The organism is Phenylobacterium sp., assembly GCF_044371015.1.
In the GTDB taxonomy this organism is placed as follows: domain Bacteria; phylum Pseudomonadota; class Alphaproteobacteria; order Caulobacterales; family Caulobacteraceae; genus Phenylobacterium.
Genome location: NZ_JBILUK010000056.1, coordinates 1 through 16,679 on the forward strand (window position 1 = coordinate 1; position 16,679 = coordinate 16,679).

18 protein-coding genes and 1 tRNA gene are annotated in these 16,679 nt (G+C 67.0%); 17 read left to right on the forward strand and 2 right to left on the reverse strand.

The features are described 5' to 3' along the window. The 6 genes from ACIQ3R_RS06840 to ACIQ3R_RS06865 form a co-directional block, all read left to right on the forward strand. Positions 1-1,120, forward strand: a 1,120-nt coding sequence (locus ACIQ3R_RS06840; protein ID WP_397416593.1) for a P22 phage major capsid protein family protein, incomplete at its 5' end; no start/stop codon positions are given. A gap of 94 nt (positions 1,121-1,214) precedes the next feature. Further along, the gene (locus tag ACIQ3R_RS06845; RefSeq protein WP_397416595.1) at positions 1,215-1,835 is read left to right on the forward strand and encodes a hypothetical protein; all 621 of its coding nucleotides are present in this window, start codon (positions 1,215-1,217) and stop codon (positions 1,833-1,835) included. After that, the gene (locus ACIQ3R_RS06850; protein WP_397416596.1) at positions 1,829-2,071 is read left to right on the forward strand and encodes a hypothetical protein; all 243 of its coding nucleotides are present in this window, start codon (positions 1,829-1,831) and stop codon (positions 2,069-2,071) included. Before ACIQ3R_RS06845 ends, ACIQ3R_RS06850 begins: the two co-directional genes overlap by 7 nt. Next, positions 2,071-2,661, forward strand: coding sequence for a hypothetical protein (locus ACIQ3R_RS06855; protein ID WP_397416599.1), 591 nt, complete (start codon positions 2,071-2,073; stop codon positions 2,659-2,661). The genes ACIQ3R_RS06850 and ACIQ3R_RS06855 overlap by 1 nt, the downstream gene beginning before the upstream one ends. A 28-nt stretch (positions 2,662-2,689) precedes the next feature. Further along, positions 2,690-3,097, forward strand: a complete 408-nt coding sequence (locus tag ACIQ3R_RS06860; protein WP_397416601.1) for a hypothetical protein — start codon at positions 2,690-2,692, stop codon at positions 3,095-3,097. A 773-nt stretch (positions 3,098-3,870) separates the two neighbouring features. Then, positions 3,871-4,908: a tetratricopeptide repeat protein gene (locus ACIQ3R_RS06865; protein ID WP_397416603.1), complete on the forward strand. Its 1,038-nt coding sequence runs from the start codon at positions 3,871-3,873 to the stop codon at positions 4,906-4,908. Between the two features lie 15 nt (positions 4,909-4,923). On the opposite strand, the gene ACIQ3R_RS06870 is transcribed toward ACIQ3R_RS06865, so the two are convergent. Next, complete coding sequence (locus ACIQ3R_RS06870) at positions 4,924-6,594, reverse strand: glycosyltransferase family 4 protein (protein ID WP_397416605.1); 1,671 nt, start codon at positions 6,592-6,594, stop codon at positions 4,924-4,926. Positions 6,595-6,713: 119 nt separating this feature from the next. Between ACIQ3R_RS06870 and ACIQ3R_RS06875 the strand changes: the two genes are divergently transcribed. The 7 genes from ACIQ3R_RS06875 to ACIQ3R_RS06905 all read left to right on the forward strand — a co-directional run bounded on the left by ACIQ3R_RS06875 (position 6,714) and on the right by ACIQ3R_RS06905 (position 11,975). Next, a complete protein-coding gene (locus ACIQ3R_RS06875) occupies positions 6,714-8,246 on the forward strand; it encodes a hypothetical protein (protein WP_397416607.1) in 1,533 nt (510 codons plus the stop codon). A gap of 138 nt (positions 8,247-8,384) precedes the next feature. Further along, a complete protein-coding gene (locus tag ACIQ3R_RS06880; RefSeq protein ID WP_397416609.1) occupies positions 8,385-9,251 on the forward strand; it encodes a hypothetical protein in 867 nt (288 codons plus the stop codon). Then, positions 9,251-9,547, forward strand: a complete 297-nt coding sequence (locus ACIQ3R_RS06885; RefSeq protein ID WP_397416612.1) for a hypothetical protein — start codon at positions 9,251-9,253, stop codon at positions 9,545-9,547. Before ACIQ3R_RS06880 ends, ACIQ3R_RS06885 begins: the two co-directional genes overlap by 1 nt. Further along, the gene (locus ACIQ3R_RS06890) at positions 9,544-10,182 is read left to right on the forward strand and encodes a D-Ala-D-Ala carboxypeptidase family metallohydrolase (protein ID WP_397416614.1); all 639 of its coding nucleotides are present in this window, start codon (positions 9,544-9,546) and stop codon (positions 10,180-10,182) included. Before ACIQ3R_RS06885 ends, ACIQ3R_RS06890 begins: the two co-directional genes overlap by 4 nt. Then, positions 10,179-10,616, forward strand: a complete 438-nt coding sequence (locus ACIQ3R_RS06895) for a DUF1353 domain-containing protein (RefSeq protein WP_397416617.1) — start codon at positions 10,179-10,181, stop codon at positions 10,614-10,616. Before ACIQ3R_RS06890 ends, ACIQ3R_RS06895 begins: the two co-directional genes overlap by 4 nt. A gap of 7 nt (positions 10,617-10,623) precedes the next feature. Then, entirely contained in the window at positions 10,624-11,430 is an 807-nt protein-coding gene (locus ACIQ3R_RS06900; protein WP_397416620.1) for an HNH endonuclease signature motif containing protein, read from the forward strand. A 62-nt stretch (positions 11,431-11,492) separates the two neighbouring features. Further along, entirely contained in the window at positions 11,493-11,975 is a 483-nt protein-coding gene (locus ACIQ3R_RS06905) for a hypothetical protein (RefSeq protein WP_397416623.1), read from the forward strand. 40 nt (positions 11,976-12,015) lie between these two features. Here the strand turns inward: ACIQ3R_RS06905 and ACIQ3R_RS06910 are convergent. After that, positions 12,016-12,090 (reverse strand) — tRNA-Thr (locus tag ACIQ3R_RS06910). A 333-nt stretch (positions 12,091-12,423) separates the two neighbouring features. On the opposite strand from ACIQ3R_RS06910, the gene murA reads away from it, so the two are divergent. The 4 genes from murA to ACIQ3R_RS06930 all read left to right on the forward strand — a co-directional run. Next, the gene (gene murA / locus ACIQ3R_RS06915; protein ID WP_397416626.1) at positions 12,424-13,719 is read left to right on the forward strand and encodes a UDP-N-acetylglucosamine 1-carboxyvinyltransferase; all 1,296 of its coding nucleotides are present in this window, start codon (positions 12,424-12,426) and stop codon (positions 13,717-13,719) included. A gap of 2 nt (positions 13,720-13,721) precedes the next feature. Next, a complete protein-coding gene (locus ACIQ3R_RS06920; protein WP_397416629.1) occupies positions 13,722-14,147 on the forward strand; it encodes a DUF2948 family protein in 426 nt (141 codons plus the stop codon). Between the two features lie 57 nt (positions 14,148-14,204). After that, positions 14,205-15,491, forward strand: coding sequence for a histidinol dehydrogenase (hisD, locus tag ACIQ3R_RS06925; protein WP_397416634.1), 1,287 nt, complete (start codon positions 14,205-14,207; stop codon positions 15,489-15,491). A gap of 4 nt (positions 15,492-15,495) precedes the next feature. Then, positions 15,496-16,679 (forward strand): mechanosensitive ion channel family protein (locus ACIQ3R_RS06930; RefSeq protein ID WP_397416632.1); only part of this gene is annotated, 1,184 nt, incomplete at its 3' end.

A 16,679-nucleotide genomic window follows, 5' to 3' on the forward strand; every position in this document is an offset into this window, starting at 1 on the left:
GCTGCACCAGAAGCTGAGCTTCGTGGGAACGATTACGCGGGACTACGACGACCGCTTCGCTCAGCAGGGCGCGAAGGTCGGTGACACCCTGAAAATCAGGCTGCCCAATCAGTATGTGGTGCGTAGCGGGGCGACGCTCTCCGCCCAGGATACCACAGAGAGCTCGGTGGATCTGAAGGTGCAGACCCAGAAGGGCGTCGACCTGAACTTCACCTCGGTCGATCTGACCATGAGCCTGGACGACTTTTCCGACCGGATTCTGGAGCCGGCGATGAGCGTGCTGGCGGCGACCCTCGAGGCCGACGCCATGAGCATGTATCGCGACGTCTGGAGCCAGGTGAACAACCAGGCCGCCGCAGCGACCTTCGCCCGGGTGCTGGAGGGGCGAAAGCTGCTGGTCGACAATCTGGCGCCGCTCAATGCACGGACCTGCAACCTGAACACCCAGGATAATCTGGACCTGGTGGATGGGCTGAAGGGCCTGTTCAACGACAAGGCCGTGATCTCGACCCAGAACCGCGAAGGCTACATGGGCCGGACGGCGGGGTTCGATTTCATGGAGAGCACGTTGTGGCCCAGCCACGCGCGGGGGCCGTCGAATGGCGCCTTCGTTGTGAACGGCGCAGGTCAGACGGGTGCGACCCTGACGGTCTCGACCGGAGCCGGGGTCCCCAATCCGGGCGATATCATCACCATCGCCGGCGTGTTCCGGGTGCATCCGGAGACCAAGCAGGCGACCGGGGTGTTGCAGCAGTTCGTGGTGGGGACCGGCGCCACGGCGACCTCGTTCCCGATCTCGCCGGCCATTGTGACGAGCGGGGCGGGGCAGACGGTGTCGGGCTCGCCGGCCAACGGCGCGGCGGTGACCTTCGCGGGCGCGGCCTCGACGGCGCACGGGATCTCGCTGGCCTATCAGAAGGGCGCGTTCGCGTTCGCCACGGCCGACATGGTGATGCCGCGCGGCGTGGATTTCGCGTCCCGCGAGGTGTTCGACGGGATCTCGATGCGGATCGTGCGGCAGTACGACATCAACAGCGACCGCTTCCCGTGCCGACTGGATGTTCTCTACGGCTTCAAGACCATTCGGCCGCAACTGGCCTGCCGCCTCGCCAATCGATGAGTTCGGCTTCGCAATGATGGTGTGGCGGCCGGCGTGAGCACGCGGGCCGCCCGCCCATCCGGTCCACCAGCAACCCTTCGAAACGGAGAGGCCGATGGCCATCTCAACCTATGCCGAACTGCAGGCGGCTGCGGCCGGCTGGCTGGTGCGCGGGGACCTGACCGCGCGCATCCCCGAGTTCATCGCGCTCGCCGAAGCGCGGCTGAACCGCATCCTGCGGACCCGACTCTCGGAGACCGAAGCGACGCTCCATGTCGCAGGGGGCGCTATGAGCGCGCCGCTGCCGGCGGGGTTCACCGAGCCGCTGCGGCTATGGGTTGTGCGGCCCGAGGGGCGCGAGGAGTTGCCGTTTGTCGAAGCGGCGCGTCAACGGGCATGGACCGCCCGCGGCGAGCCGTCCGCCTGGTCTGTGGACGGCCAGGCTGTGACCTTCGATCGGCCTTGCGCAGCGCCGACGACACTCGTGCTGAGGATGCTCAGGGCGTTCTCGCTTTCGGCCGTTGCGCCGACCAATGCACTCCTGGATGAGGCGCCCGACATCTACCTGTTCGCCACGCTCTGCGAGGCCGGTCCGTTCCTTCGCGATGGAGAGCTGGCCCAAGCCTATGAAGCCAAACTGCAGCGGGCGGTGGCCGAGTTGAACGCCAAGGCGGCGCGGAGCCGCGCGGCGAGCCGGCTGGTCACCGACCTGCCGGAGCTGGCGGGCGCATGCTGATCGCCGGCCCGGGGGCCCCGGAGGCGCTGCGTGCGCCGCTGCTGGCGCTAAAGGAGGCTCTGGACCGGCTGAACCAGCCCGGCGCGCCAACGCCGATCTTCGCCACCACTCAGGCCGGTCTGCCGCCCGCCGTCGCCCACCCTCGCACCCTGCTGCTGGTGAGCGATCTCAACATCCTGGCCCACTCCGATGGGACCAACTGGATCCGCCAAGATACGGGAGCCGTGATCGTCTGATGCCTTCATCCTGGTCGCCATCGCTCCGCCTGGAGCTGCAGTTCACGGGCGAGAACATCAACCTCTGGGGCGAGAAGCTGAACACGGCGCTCGCCCACGCCGACAGGGCCATCGCCGGTTGGACCCTGAAGCCGCTGACCGGACCGGTCACACTCTCGACCGCCAACGGAGCGGCGGACGAGGCGCGCTCGGCGACGCTGAAATTCACCGGCGGCGCGGGTCCCTTTACCGTGACGCTGCCACCGGTGGCCAAGACCTATCTGGTCTGGAACGCCTGCGCGGGGCCGGTGACGCTGACGACCGGCGCCGCGGAAACTCTGACCGTGGACGCCGGCGACGTCGTCTGGGCGGCCACCGACGGCGGGGCGGTGAAGACGCCTGGATATGGCGGCGCTTCGATCAAGGACTGGGTGGCGGGGGTGGCCTGGACCTACAACGCGGGAGCCCTGCCGGCCCAGGGTGGCGCGGCGGGCAAGTTCGTCCGCACCGATGGCGCCAACGCCAGCTGGCAGGCCGTGACCTCCTCCGACATCGCCGACTACGGCGCGGCCGTGAAGGGCCTGGCCGTCGCCATGGCCGTCGCCCTCTGAAAACCCGCAAGACAGGAGATCCGGACCCATGCCCGTAACCCCCAACAGCATTGTGACGCCGCAAGGCCCCAGGAGCGGCGGCGCGCTCTGCACCACCGCCAACACCAACTATTCCGCGCCGACCAACATCCTGGTGATCGCCACCGCCGGGGCCAATGGCGCGCGGCTGACCCGGGCCTCGGCCATCCCACTGGAGACCGTGGCTGACACCCAACTCCAGCTCTTTCGGGATGGTGATGGGAGCGGGACGACCAAGCGGTTTTTCCGCTCCTCACGGATGGCGGCCTACACCATGGCGCAGACCACCGAGGCGCCGGCGACGGACTTCGGTTACTCCGACGACAACCCCCTGATCCTGGCGGCCGGCGAGAAACTCTACGCCGCCATCGGCGCTACAAAGCAGATCGCCTTCACCACCGAGTGGGCGGACTACTGATGCAGGGACAACCACTCAGGGGCCTGGTGGGGCAAGGGTTGAGGGGGAAGCGACAGACGGTCGGGGTGATGCTGGGTGGGATCGTCGATCTGAACGGTGTGGGCGTGGGCAGCTACACACTTCCGTTCGATTGCCAAGCAACCATCATGCTCTGGGGCGCGGGTGGTTCCGGGCACTCAAGTGTTGGAGGAAGCTCGCCTGGCGGCGGAGGTGGTGGCTCTATCCTAGCTCGCCGACGCTTCTTTCAGGGACAGAAGATTGAGTACCAGATTGGCGTTGGTGGAGCTGCCATCGCAAGTGGTATGGGCGCTGGGTCTCCTGGTGGTGACTCATGGGCGCGCCTTCCTGACGGCTCAGTTCTAGTCGGGACAGGCGGACAGGGCGGGAGCGGATTCGGCGGTAGCGGCGGCAGCGGTTATGGGCCCGCCGTCAAGGCGACCTCGATTGGGGGCCAAGGCGGTGCATCCTCAACCAATGGGGGCAGCGGCCAAGATGGCGGCGGTACTGGCGGGCTTGGCTCTGGCGGAGCGGGAGGTGGCGGCGGACCTGCGGGCTTCAAATCCAGGATCATTGGCTTGACGCAAGGACGAGGGGGAAGTGTAGGCGGAGTAGGTCCCACCCTTGGTGGAGGTGGTGCTGGAAGCACGACGGTCGGATCACAAGCGGGTGCAGAGGGCCGCTTGCTCTTGTACCTTGTTAGGGTCAATTGAAACTCCCAGAGGCCGACCATGACACATTCACATCCTGGTGATGTGTTGAGTGAAGTTCGAGCAATGGAAATCTTCGATGCTGCAATAAATCACTACCAGAATAACCGAATTTCGGAAGCGGAGTCCATGTTTCGTTCGCTTGTGGAGCGATCGAATATTGTTTCAGCAAGCGTCAATCTAGGTTCAATTCAGGAGAACCGGGGTAGCTTTGACGAAGCGATCGAGACCTACATCGCGGGTTCGATACGATTTCCGGGTGAGCCTCGAATTTTACGGAGACTTGGCTATCTGCTACTCCGAAATGGAGACTTCGATGCCGGATGGAAGCTCCATGAACTGAGGGAATCCAAGGCAGCGGCCGTGGCTCCTTTGCAAAGGTTGCCCTACCCTGAATGGAATGGACAGCCCATTGGCCGACTGCTCGTTGTTCCAGAGCAAGGCTTCGGCGATCAGATCATGTACGCGCGTTTTGTGCGCGACTTGGTGCGGACCGGAACACAGACAGTGTTAGTTGCGCCACCCCCATTGGCGAGGCTGTTCGCTCAAACTGGCGCGACGGTAGTCGAAGCTGGTGGGGCAGCGAGCATCCCACGCTGTGACGCTTGGATCTCGATAGCTTCCCTTCCGTACCGGCTTGGCGTGAGTCTAGAAGCGCTCAATGGGGGCACCTACCTTTCCTCCCAAGGCCGGGACGGGGGGATCGGGTTGGTCACAAAGGGCAGTCCGGGTCACCCAAACGATCGGAATCGATCACTTCCGAGCGATTTGGCCCGTCGCTTGGAAACCCTGCCCAACGTTAGGTCCCTGGATCCCGCGGTGACTGGCGCTAACGATTTCCTGGATACCGCCCAGATTATCAGCGGTCTCGATTTGGTGATTACGGTCGACACGTCAGTGGCACATCTGGCCGGCGCTTTGGGGAAGAGGTGCTGGGTGATGCTGCCATTCGTAGGCGACTGGCGCTGGCTGCGGGACCGAAACGACAGCCCTTGGTACAATTCCGTCCGCCTGTTCCGTCAGCCGCAACTAGGCGACTGGAACGCCGTGATCGAAAAGGTCGAGGAGGAGCTTTGCGGGGGGCCAAGATCGATCACCGGTTGAAGTCCGGTGACGCCCCTAAACGCGCCGCACCAGACCCACCTTCATCAGCAACCCGATCGCGCGGATCGTTCCGGGGACTGGGACGCCGATGGCGGTGGCGCAGTCTCGGGCGGTGAGGCCGGGTTGGGCGGCGATGGCGGCGAAGGCGCGCTCCATGTGATCGTGGGGCGATAACAGGGCGCTGAAGAGGCCGTGATTGAGAATGGCCCGAAGCGTCTGAGAGTCAGCGCCTGGGATCAGTTCTAGTCGTGCGGATGGGCCGAGCGCACGGGTGGCGTAGTGGCCGAAGGCGTTGAAGGGATCCAGGCGGCTGGCGCCTGAGGTGGGCGCGGCCTTGAGGCGCGCGGCGATCTCCGGGTTGGCGGTGTCGGCTTTGCGCCGGGCGTTCAGCTCGGCCCAGAGCGCCTGGTACTGGCGATAGACGACCGGCCAGTCATAGACGTCGCGCGCCCGTTGGCGGCCGGCCTCGCCCATGCGTCGGCGGAGGTCCGGCGAGACGGCCATGGCGGCCACGGCGGCGGCGACGCCTTCGATGTCGACCGAGATCGTGGCGGCGGTGGCCCAGCAATACTGATCGTAGTTGAAGCCGCCGGTCTCCAGCGCGCGGACCAGAGCCTGGCCGCCGCCCAGCGCCGGGGCCGCGGTGGGCACCCGGACGCCGTCGATGCCGTCGCGAACCGTGTCGCGGTAGCCGTTCCAGTCGGAGACGACGAGCGGCAGACCGGCGGCCATGGCTTCAACGGGGGTAAGGCCAAAGGTCTCCTGAATGTTGTCGGAGAGCGACACGAAGAGGTCGGCCGCGCCCCAGGCGCGCGCCTTGGCGGCAGCCTCGCGCCCCTCAAGGACGATCAGCTGAACGTCGGGTGCGAACTGAGCGGCGCCCTGGATAAAGGCGTCCTCAACGCCCTTGTTGGGGAACCAGCCCGAGAGGATGAGGGCCAGCTTGCGGCCCGTGCGCTCGGCGGCGAGCTGGAAGCCTCGGAACATCGGGAAGGGGTGGGCCTTGGCGTGAAACACGAGGCGACCGACGAAGAGGCCGACCGTGACGTCGTCATCCAGACCGAGCTCCGCGCGGGCCTCGGCGCGGGCCTCCGGCGTGATCTCGAAGTCATCGCAGTGAACGCCGAGCGGAATAAGCGGGAGTTGCGGCCCTTGGATGCGGACCTCAGGGCCCAGCCGCCAGCGCAGATAGTCCGCCTCGGCCTCATGGATCCGACGGACGGTTTCGACGACCGAGGTAGAGGTGCAGACCAGCGCATCCCAAGGTGCGACCGGCTCACGCAACAGACCAACGATCTCATCCATGGCGCCGGCGCTGGCGGTGGTGTGAGTCACGCCGCAGAGGGAGAAGGCGCCGACCCCGGCCCGGAGGCGCAGGCGCGCGTGCGTGGCGACGGTGATGTCGGCGAGATAGAGCACGCCCACCTCGCCCAGCCGCTCCAGCTGGTCGGCCGGCATCCACTGAAAGCGGGCTGTCGGATCGATCTCGCCGACGATGCGTTCGAAGCCGCGGGCCGAACCCTGTGAGGGCGTGTAGCCAAAGATCGGATGCTCGCCCCGGCCCATGACGGCGGCGCGCAGGAAGCCATGGCCCGCGGCCTGGCGACCCATGAGCTTGGTCTTGCCCATGTCGTAGCCATCGGGCTCGGCGCGGATGACGGCGGTCGAGGTGCTGGTCTCGGTCAAGGGACGGTCCTGCGGCGGCGCCGGCGCATGCCGGGCCTCTGATCAATGAGCGCGATGAATGCCGGGGCGCGCGCCCCGAAACAAGCCGGCCCGTTCGGTCGGCGGCGGGAACCTTGCCAATGCAGATACCTCTGGAGCTGCCGCCCGGCCTGAGCGGCGACGACACCACCTTCGCGGCCGGGGGCCGATGGGCGGACGGTTCCAACGTCCGGTTCCGGCTCGGCCGGCCGGAGACGATCGGCGGATGGGAACGGCTGACCAACGCCACCTTGGCCGGCGTTTGCCGGGGGATCTTCCCTTGGACCGATAACGCCGGCGTTCTGGATGTGGCGTTCGGGACGCACACAGGCCTATCGCTGTGGCGCGGCGGAGAGATGTTCGACCTCACGCCGACCAGCGGTTTCACCGCCGGCGCCGAACATGGCGCAGGTTCGGCGGGTTTCGGGACCGGCGCTTACGGTGTCGGCGGCTTCGGGTTGGCCTCGGCCGGCGACTACTTCCCGCTGAGTTGGTCGTTCGGGGCCTGGGGCCAGCACCTGTTGGCGAGCCCACGTGGGCAGACCATTTTCGCCTGGACCAACAACACCGCGCAGAAAGCGGTGGCGCTTGCGGGCGCGCCGGCCAAGGTGACCCACATGCTGGTGGCGCCCCTGGGCGGTGGCTATCAGGTGTTCGCGCTGGGCTGCAGCGAGGAGGTCTCCGGGACCTTCAATCCGCTCTGCATCCGCCACTCCTCGATCCGCGACAACACGCAGTGGTCGACGACGGCCCCCGGTTCGACGGCGCGGGAGTATGTGCTGACCGGCGGCGGACGGATTGTGGCGGGCCGAATGTGCGGGCCGTACCTGTTGGTGTGGACAGGCGACGCACTGTTTCTTGGCGCGTTCGTCGGCGCGCTCAACCAGCCCTGGCGGTTCGAGCGGGTGGGGCGCAACTGCGGCCTGATCGGACCGAACGCCGCGGTGGTGGTCGGCCAGACCGCGTTCTGGGCGAGCCCGGACCGACAATTCTATCGCTATGCGCCCGGCGGGGAGCCGGAACCCATTCCGTGTCCGATCCGGCGAGATTTCGCAGAGGAACTGGCTGCCAGCCAGGGTGACAAGGTGATGGCCTCGTCGAACGCGGAGTTCGGCGAAATCAGGTTCGACTATCCTGATCGGCGCGACGGATTCGAGAACAGTCGATATCTGGCGCTTGCGGTCAGCGGCGCGGACGCCGGCGCCTGGCATCGCGGCGAGATGGCGCGCAGCGCGTTTGTGGACGCCGGGCCCTCGGCCTACCCGATCGCCGCCACGCCGGGCGGCGCGATCCATCTGCATGAGAAGGGGCGCTCGGCGGACGGCGCGCCGTTCTCCTGGCGGATCGAGACCGCCGATGCGCACCTGGACCCTGAGCAGACCTTGCTGATCCGCGGCCTCTGGCCCGACTTCCGAGATCAGGCCGGTCCCGTGACCGTGGAGGCGGTCGCCCGGCTGCATCCGCAAGGGCCGGAGACCGCGCGCCAGGCGGTGACGCTGGCGCCCGGCACGGCCAAGGCGGATCTGCTGATTGCGGGAAGGCTCTTCAAGCTGCGTGTCTCCGGAGAGAGCGCACCTACCGGCTGCCGGATCGGCAAGCCGATGTTCGACGCCGCGCCGGCCGGCGCGGCCTGACAGATTTCAAGGAGAACTCCGATGGCGTTTCCACCCCGGGGACTGAGTTTCAGCGGCAACAAGAGCAAGACGACCACCACGTCGAGCGGCACGTTTTCCAACACTCGGACCCCAACATTGCCGGGTTGGGCGACGTCCTTGACCGAAGGCGCCGCGGGGCGGGTGGAGAGCCTGCTTAGCCGCAATCCCGCAGCGGATGTGGCGCCAAGGCATCCGCTGCAGATCGAAGCTGCGCACCGGACCGGCGATCTGGGCGGCTACGACGGTGTATATGGCCAGGCGGTGGACTTGACGCGCGCCGCGGCGGACGGCGGCTGGGCCAAGCCGTTTCAGGAGGCGGCGACGCCGTTCGCTTCGGGCGGCAAGGCTTATGACTACACCGACCGCTACCTGAATCCCTATCTGAGCCAGGTGGTGGATGCGACCGCCGCGGATCTTGACGAAGACGCCGGTCGGACCCGGGCGCGGCAGGATCTGGAGCTGGCTGGCGCGGGTGCGTTCGGCGGCTCGGGCGCCGCCCTGACGCGGAGCGCCACCGAGGGCGAACTGGCGCGGGCGCGGGCGAGCGCGTTGGGTGGGCTCCGGTCGTCAGGCTGGCAAACCGCGCTGGGCGCCGCCCAAGGCGACGCTGACCGGGCGACCCAGGCCCGGATCGCGAACGCTCAACTGGCGCTGCAGGACAGGGCGCAAAAGATCGCTCTCGCCGAAGGGCTCGGCGCGCGCCAGTTGACCGTCGCCGATCAGCTGGCGTGGCTGGCCAACGGGCTGGACGCTAACCGCAGGGCCAACATCGAGACGCTGGGCGCGGTGGGGGCTACACAACGCGGCATCGAGCAGGCGCAACTTAGCGCGCCCGTGACCAGCACCCAGCAGATCGTCGCCATGCTGCAGGGGCTGCCCATCGGCCTCTTCGCCGGTGAGACGGAGGCCGGCGTCAAGTCGGACCAGACTGTTGAGAAGACCAAGGGCATCACCTTCGGCGGCAGCGTCGGGGTGAAGACCTGATGGCCGCGCTCAGCGAACGGTTGGCGGCCGTCGAACAACGCCTCCACGACCATGAGACTCGTTGCGAGGAGCGTCTTGGCGAGATCCGAGCGGCGGCGGGCTCGACGCTAAGGGCCGTGGAAGCCCTCAAGGCGCGGGCCTGGGGCGTCACGGCCGCTCTGTTGGCCTGGGCGCTCGCGCAGATCTGGTCGGGCCACGCCGACCCGCCGCATCCGCATCCCCCTGAGCCGCCGCCGTCGAGCGCGCGGCTCGAGCCCCAAATGGACCCCCAACCCCAGCCCCGGAGGCCGGCATGACCACCCGACTGTCGCCCAATTTCACCCTGGAGGAACTTTGCGTCACGCAACACCGCGACATCGACAACCGGCCACCTGCGCAGGTGATTAAGACGCTGCGCGAGACCGCGCGGCGCATGGAGGGGGTGCGGGCCGAACTGGATGACCGGGTGATCACCGTGACCAGCGGATATCGCTCGCCCGAGCTCAACCGCCGCGTAGGCGGCGCCCGGACGTCGGCCCACCTGAAGGGCTATGCGGTGGACTTCAACTGCCACGGCTTTGGCGATCCGGCACGGGTGTGTCGGGCGCTCGCGGCGGCGGACTTGCCGTTCGATCAGATCATTGAAGAGGGTTCGTGGTGCCACATTTCGTTCGATCCGAGGCTGCGTCGGCAGGTCCTGACGCGGACGCGATCCGGCGACTATGCGCTGGGGCTGTTGCGGGCGGCGAGCCGGCCGGTTTTGGCGTCGGCGGGCGCGATGGCTCTGACCGGCTGCGCAAGCCTGGGCGGGACCGACGCGGCGGCGACGGCCAAGCTGCTGGAAAACCTGCGCGGCTGTGAACGCAGCTATGTCGGCACGCTGGGCGGCCTGGCGCCGCCCACGGCCTCGATCTCGATCCGCTGCGCGCCCGATCAGGAGACGCCGCGATGAGCGCGCCGGCGCGGATCACCGGAGCGTTCCGGGTAGAGGAGGTCCCTGGGCGCCGAAGGGGCGGACGGGCCTGTGTGCGGTTACTGGAAGCCCTGGAGTACCGGGTGGGTGCGGCCGACGGCGACGAGGCGATCAGCGCGCCCGCAGGCTTCGAGACCGACTTCGCCAGTATCCCCTGGGGTCTTTGGAACCTGTTCCCGCCGCTCGGCCCGTGGGCGCGGCCGGCGATCCTGCACGACTGGCTCTATGCGACCGGCGGCGAGGGCGGGCGGTTCAGTCGCGCCCGGGCTGACGCGATCTTCGCAGAGGCGATGGCGGTGGTGGGCGTGCCGACCTGGCGGCGGGCGGTGATGTGGGCGGCGGTGAGAGTGGGGGGGCGAAGGGGGTGGGTCGCCACCGTGCCAACCGGAATCATGGAGGTGCGCGATGCCTAGAAGGCCAGTGGATCCCGCAGTTCTGCACGGCACAGCTCTGGAGGCCTGGTACAGGCGCAGCCCGGCTGAGGTTGAGGAGGAGAGGCGAGCTGTCGCGCGGGAACGGCGCGAAGCCTTCTTCGGCGGCCCGGTCGGTGAGAGCGGAGGTGCGCCCGCAGCGGGTCTCACCAACGCTGTCAGCCATGGCGATGACGTTCTGTGGATGCGAAACGGTCACGGTGGATACAGCGCCGTCCGCACTTCGGGTCGCGCCGCCATGTTCAGGGATGAGGGCGCAATTTCATCTTCCGCCCTCGGTTTGGAAGACTCGGAGGCTCGCCTCTTCCCAGTCGGAAATCCCGAAAATCGACGCCTAAAGAGGGAATACATCAGGAAGAAGGGCTCGTGGCCACAGACGCCAGACGGAAGGGACTATGACGTCTCCCACATCCGGGCGATTGCAGACGGGGGCACAAATACGCTCGACAACATCGAGCCCATGCACCCTGACGAGCATCGCGCCAAACACAAGAACGAAGGAGACAACCGTAGGTTCGCGATGCGTCGCGCGATCGCCAAGGCGTTTGGTGGAACCGTAGAGCCGCCCGCGAACGCTCCGAAAAAGCCAAAGCCGCCCCCGATCCGCGGATTTGGTCCGCTGGGGATTGTCACCGGCCTAACCGGCATCCTGAGCGGCCGCATCCGAACCGATAGTTTCGACAATTTCGTCAGTGATATGATGGGCGTGCCGAGCCAGGAGGACGTATGGCGGAGCAATGAGGAGTATCGGAAGCGAAACCATCCGAAATCCAAACCGGGCGACGTGTTCATCTAGATGCAGACGTGTTTAGGTTTTGTTCTTGAACTGGAGGCGTGGGCGATCTAGGGTTATTCGCCATGTTCGTAGACACCTCCAGGTTCCCGTTTGGGATCAACATCGACTACGAGAGCGATGAAGAGGTCGAGGGTCTTCAGGCGATGGAGGCGAAAGCGCGAGAGTTTATTGATCGCGATCCGTACACTCAGCCTATCGCGGAATTGATCCTCGCATTCGGTATTGAATCCATCCTGGCGCTCTTCCTTGTCCGGTTCGTGGCGCCGCGAAAGCTGGAGGACTCCGAGCGTTGGGTGGTGGTGGGAAACTGCCCCTCGATGCACTTTGAGACGGACGATGCGCCGACGCCGGCGATTGCGCTGAGGCTCTACTGCGCCATCGCGCAAGATTGGGCGGACAATATCCTTGCGGGCGATGACCTCGACGACAGCTACCCGATCGCTGCGGCCGAAACAGAGGAGAACGCTAGGGATCTATTGAGCCGGATCGAGTTCGTTCGAGAGGAGCTGATCCCGCTCGCTGAGCCGAGAATTCTCGATTCGTGACGGCAGCGCGTGCCGCGACGCCGACTGACTGAGAATAAAATGGTGCCGCCGGGCAGGATTGAACTGCCGACCTCAGCCTTACCAAGGATGCGCTCTACCACTGAGCTACGGCGGCGAAGGGGCGGCGTATATAGGGCGTGGCGGGCGGCGTGAAGCCCCAATTCGCCTTGACGGCGACGCCGCGCGATCACACCTGCGGCGTATGGCCGGTCCCGATAAGTCCCGACCCCCGACCTTAAGCCCGGACGCCGCGCGCCGCGAGGCGCGGCTGGCCCAGGCGTTGCGGTCCAATCTGCGCCGCCGCAAGGCGCCGCCCGCTACGCCATCGAAACCCAGCAAGATCTCCACGGATTGACCGCTTGGCGGTCGGCGAAGCGGCACGCTAGAGATACCGCCGCAAGCGCGGGCCGACTCTTCGGCCCGGCTCACGGGGCTTTAGGGACACCGCTTGGACCGCATCGCCATCATCGGCGGCGCGCGGCTGGAAGGGGAAATCCCCATCAGCGGCGCCAAGAACTCGGCCATCAAGCTGATGGCGGCGAGTCTGCTCACTGACGAGCCGCTGCGGCTGACCAACATGCCGCGGCTGGCGGACACGCGTTTTCTGGGGCGGCTCCTGCAACGGCTTGGCGCCGAGGTGGTCGATCAGGATGGGGCGGATGGCCCCGAAACGGTGCTGACCACCCGCGAGATCGTCAGTGGATTTGCACCCTATGATCTGGTCCGCCAGATGCGCGCATCGTTCAACGTGCTTGGGCCCCTGCTGGCCCGAACGGGACAGGCTAAGGTTTCGTTGCCGGGCGGATGCTCCATCGGGGCGCGACCGGTCGATTTGCACCTCAAGGCGCTGGAGGCGCTGGGCGCGCGGATCGACCTGCACGAGGGTTATGTCTACGCCCAGGCGCCGCGCGGCCTGAAGGGCGGCGAGATCAGCTTTCCGTTCGTCTCGGTTGGCGCGACAGAGCACACCCTGCTGGCCGCCGTTCTGGCTGAGGGCGAGACCGTGATCGGCAACGCCGCCTGCGAGCCGGAGATTACTGACCTGGCTGATTGCCTCAACCGGATGGGAGCCAAGGTGAGCGGGGCCGGGACGCCGACGATACGGGTGACCGGCGTAAGCCGCTTGACCGGCGCCACGCATCCGGTGCTGCCCGACCGGATCGAGACTGGGACCTATGCTCTGGCCGCCGCCATGGCCGGCGGAGAGGTCCGGCTGACCGGCACCCGCGCCGACCTGATCACCGCCTTGATCGAGAAGATGCGCGAAGCGGGCGTGGACGTCGCCGAGCACGCCGACGGGATGACGATCCGGCGCGGACCGGAGCGGCTGAAGGCGGTCGAAATCACCACGGATCCCTATCCCGGCTTCGCCACGGACCTGCAGGCGCAGTTCATGGCGCTGATGACGCTGGCCGACGGCGAGAGCGTGATCCGTGAGACGATTTTCGAGAACCGGTTCATGCACGTGCCCGAGCTGGCGCGGCTGGGGGCCGATATCTCGGTACAGGGCGGTGAAGCCCGAGTGCGCGGCGTGGCGGGCCTCAACGGCGCCCAGGTGATGGCCACCGATCTGCGCGCTTCGGTCAGCCTGGTGATCGCTGGACTGGCGGCCAAGGGCGAAACCATCGTGAACCGGGTCTATCATCTGGACCGCGGTTTCGAACGCCTTGAAGAGAAGCTCGGGGCCTGTGGGGCCCAGGTGCGTCGTTTACGAGGCGAGCCGGTCGAGGAGGCCGCAGACTAAGTATGGCAGAGCGTACGCCGCTGCGCCTTCTGGCAGAGGACAAGGACGATCTCGCGGTTTTGTCGGCGGCGTTGCAGGACGCCATCGCGCGGGTCGGCGACATCGAATACGACCCGCGGGGCCGCCGTCTGACCATCGGATTCAACCGGTTTCGCTGGGAAGGCGCCAAGCGCCAGCGGGTGCGCGCCGGACTTCAGGTAGGCGGCGTGCTGTCGCTGAAGGCGCGACGTATCCGCCGGGATCGGGTGGACGCCGTGATCTCGCTGCTGTCCATCGCGTTTGATCCCGACGAGCCGCCTGGTGGCGTTCTGACCTTGACCTTCGCCGGTGGCGGCGATCTGCGCGCGGAAGTGGAATGCCTGGATCTGATGCTGGTGGATGTGTCTGATCCCTGGCCGACTCCGCGCGCTCCGGATCACCAAGCCTGAACCGAATGCCTCCGCGCGGCATGGCGCATGAGCCATCCGGACGCTAAATGGCGCGCCATGCGCAAGTTCCGCCATACCGATCCGAGTTTCGCCGCCGCCTTCGCCGCGTTCCTCGACGAACGCCGGGAGACGCCGACCGACGTGGACGGCGCGGTGCGAGAGGTGCTCCAGGCGGTGCGGCGCGAGGGCTTTGCGGCGGTGGCGCGCTACTCGGAAGCCTTTGACCGGACCGCGATCACCGAGGCCGATGCGCGGGTTTCCGAAGCGGAAATCGAGGCCGGTGTCGCCGCCTGTCCTGTCGATGTGCGCGAGGCCATCGCCTTCGCGGCCGACCGCATCCGCGCCTATCATGAACGCCAACGGCCCTCGGATCAGAGCTTCACCGACGCCGCGGGCGTGCAACTGGGATGGCGCTGGACGGCGCTCGATTCGGTCGGGATCTATGTGCCCGGCGGTCGCGCGGCCTATCCCTCCACCGTGCTGATGAACGCCGTGCCTGCCGCAGCCGCCGGAGTCGGCCGGATCGCAATGGTGACCCCGCCTGGCCGATTGCAGCCGGCGGTGCTGGCGGCGGCCAAGGCGGCGGGCGTGAGCGAAATCTGGCGAGTGGGCGGGGCTCAGGCGGTGGGCGCCCTGGCCTTTGGCGCCGGTCCGATCCGTCCGGTGGACAAGATCGTCGGACCGGGCAACGCCTATGTCACCGCCGCCAAGCGGCAGGTCTACGGCGTGGTCGGCATCGACGCCCTGGCGGGGCCATCGGAGATCGTCGTGGTGGCGGACGGCGCCAACCGGCCGGACTGGATCGCCGCCGACCTGCTCTCGCAGGCCGAGCACGACCCCGCCGCGCAGTCGATCCTGATCACAGATGACGAGGCTTTTGCAGACGCAGTCGCTGCCGCGATCGAGTCGCAACTTTCTGGATTGGCGACGTCAGAGGCGGCGCGCGCATCCTGGACCACCCACGGCGCCACAGTGCTGGCGCCGCTCGAAGCCGCCCCGGACCTCGTCAACCAGATTGCCCCCGAGCATGTGGAGTTCGCCCTGGATGCTCCCGAGCGGCTGGCTGATCAGGTGCGCCATGCCGGAGCGATCTTCCTCGGCCGCTATGCGCCGGAGGCGCTGGGCGACTATGTTGCCGGATCAAATCACGTGCTGCCGACCAGCCGGGCGGCGCGGTTCTCCTCCGGTCTTTCCCTCTTCGACTTCCTCAAGCGCACCTCAATTCTGAAGTGCGACGCCGCCGCATTCGCGGCTCTGGCGCCGGCGGCGATTGTCCTGGCTGAGGCTGAAGGGCTGCCGGCGCACGCCCGCTCTGCCGCGATCCGGATGGGGCAGGGCGGTTAAGTCCATGGCCGAGCCCACGGCGCCTTCGACCCCCGGTCCTGCCGCGCCTGCGCCTATTGACCGACTGGTTGATGGCCTGGACGAGCTTGCCCGTCACGTGGCGGCCATGAGCGCTGAGGAGATCACCACGAGCATTGCACTGTCGCTGGCCATCGCCGTCGGCGCTGCGTTGGGGGTGTGGCTGCTGGGGCGGGCGCTTGACCGCCTGCTCGCCCGGCCGGGATTGGCCGATGACGCCATGGGCAAGGCCCGGGTCGCCGAGGCGACGCGACTGACCTGGACCATCTTACGTCTGGTGGCGGCCGTCGCCGCTGGGGTGGCCATCCTGGGCGTATGGGGACTCGATGCGCTCTCCCTGTTAGGGGCTGACCTTGGCGGCCGGTTGGCCCGCCTAGTTGTGGTGATGGTCATCACCATTGGCCTGATCGAACTCAGCGGCCTGGCGATAGATCGAACCGTGGGCGGGTTCGCGCGTCGCAGTGATGAAGCGCGAAAGGCGGCGCAGCTTCGGACCTTGCGGCCTTTGCTCAAGGGGTTCGCCCAAATCGCGATCCTCATCACCGGGGTGCTGACCCTGATGACCGAACTCGGGGTCAATGTCGGGCCCGTTCTGGCCAGCGCCGGGGTGCTCGGCATTGCGCTGGGCTTCGGCGCGCAGACCCTGGTGAAGGACTTCCTTACCGGCCTGTTTCTGGTCGCCGAGGATGTGGTTTCGGTGGGCGACAACGTGCGGATTGGAACCTCGGCGGGCGTGGTCGAGGCCATGACGCTGCGCACGATCCGCCTGCGCGACGTCGATGCCACCCTGCACATCTTCCCCTACAGCGAAGCCCAGGTGATCCATAACCGAAGCAAGGATTTCTCCGCCTATCTGGTGGAGGCGCCGATCAGCTACGATACGGATGTCGACAAGGCGTTGGCGGTGATCCGTCAGGTTGGGGAGGCGATGGCGGCGGATCCGGCCTACGCCGCGCGCATCAACCGGCCGTTCGAAGTGCTGGGCGTGGACCGGCTGACCGACAACGCGATCCATCTGAAGGCCCGCATCACCACGAGGCCACGGGACCAGTGGGAGGTCGGGCGTGAGTTCAATCGCCGTCTGTTGAACGCCTTCGAGGCCGAGGGCATCCGAACGCCCGTGAAAACTGCGCCGGTCCAGGCCCAAGCGCTTGGCCCTACTGTCGAAAG